At 44.4% G+C, this 961-nt stretch carries 1 protein-coding gene; it reads right to left on the bottom strand.

Annotated elements, in window-relative coordinates; translation table 11 throughout:
* Positions 1-25: 25 nt before the first annotated feature.
* The coding region (gene tnpC / locus AAEY55_RS18075) for an IS66 family transposase (protein WP_350552595.1) at positions 26-961 on the bottom strand (936 nt) is incomplete at its 5' end.

Raw genomic sequence — 961 nt, 5'->3', positions numbered from 1 at the left:
GTAAGCGCGCATTTAAGCAGTGCGCTTAGCTATAATCGAAGTCTAGCTGCACATTCCACGGCATTAGGTCGGTAAAATCATCATCACCCTCATCTCGATTCGGCAACGTTTTAAATAAATGCACAAAGTAGTAATAAGGATTGATGTCATTGGCACGACACGTCATCACAATACTATAGAGTGTGGCGCTTGCTTGGGCACCATTAATTGACTTTGAGAATAGCCAGTTTTTCCTACCAGTGGTAAACGGCCGAATATCTCGCTCAGTAATATTATTATCAATCCCTAGTTCGCCATCTTCACTATATCGCATTAATTTCGGCCATTGATTAAGCGTGTATTTTATCGCTTTGCCAATATAACTCCCCGCCGTTACTTTACCTTCGGCTTCATCAAGCCACGCTTTAAAGTGCATTAATATGGGTAAGGCTTTTTCTTGTCGTAACTGATACCGCGCTTGAGGAGATAACTGTTTGTTTTTAGCGTGGGTTTCCAGTTTATATAATTGGCTGATAAAGCTGATGGCTTTATGCGCTCGACCTTTGTTTTTCGACTCTGCTTTTAAGGCATCGTTATATTTGCGTCTAGCGTGTGCCCAGCAACCAACAGGGGTAATGCCTTCAATACCGTCATAAACACGGTAACCGTCGCACTGTAAATAGCCTTGATAACCGGCAAGAAATTCTTTTGCGCAAGCGCGACTTCGACCTGCTTGGTAATCGTAAATCACGACAGGCTCATGGCTAACCTCATTGCTGCGATAAACCCACATGTAGGAATTGCTGCTAGGATTGTCACCTTCATCTAAGACTTGTGTACGGGTTTCATCGGCACATAAACTGTGCTCATTAAGCAAGTGACGTTGCATGGCTGCCACTAAGGGGCTGATTAGCAGGCCCGCTTTAATACACCAATTAGCTAATGTTCCGCGCGATAGTTCAAGGCCGCCACGGCCCAGTAT

The sequence above is a fragment of the Pseudoalteromonas sp. 120-MNA-CIBAN-0494 genome, assembly GCF_040308885.1.
Classification (GTDB): Bacteria; Pseudomonadota; Gammaproteobacteria; order Enterobacterales; family Alteromonadaceae; genus Pseudoalteromonas; species Pseudoalteromonas nigrifaciens.
The sequence above is the reverse complement of the archived record's forward strand: the minus strand, read 5'-3'. Positions and strand labels throughout refer to the sequence as shown.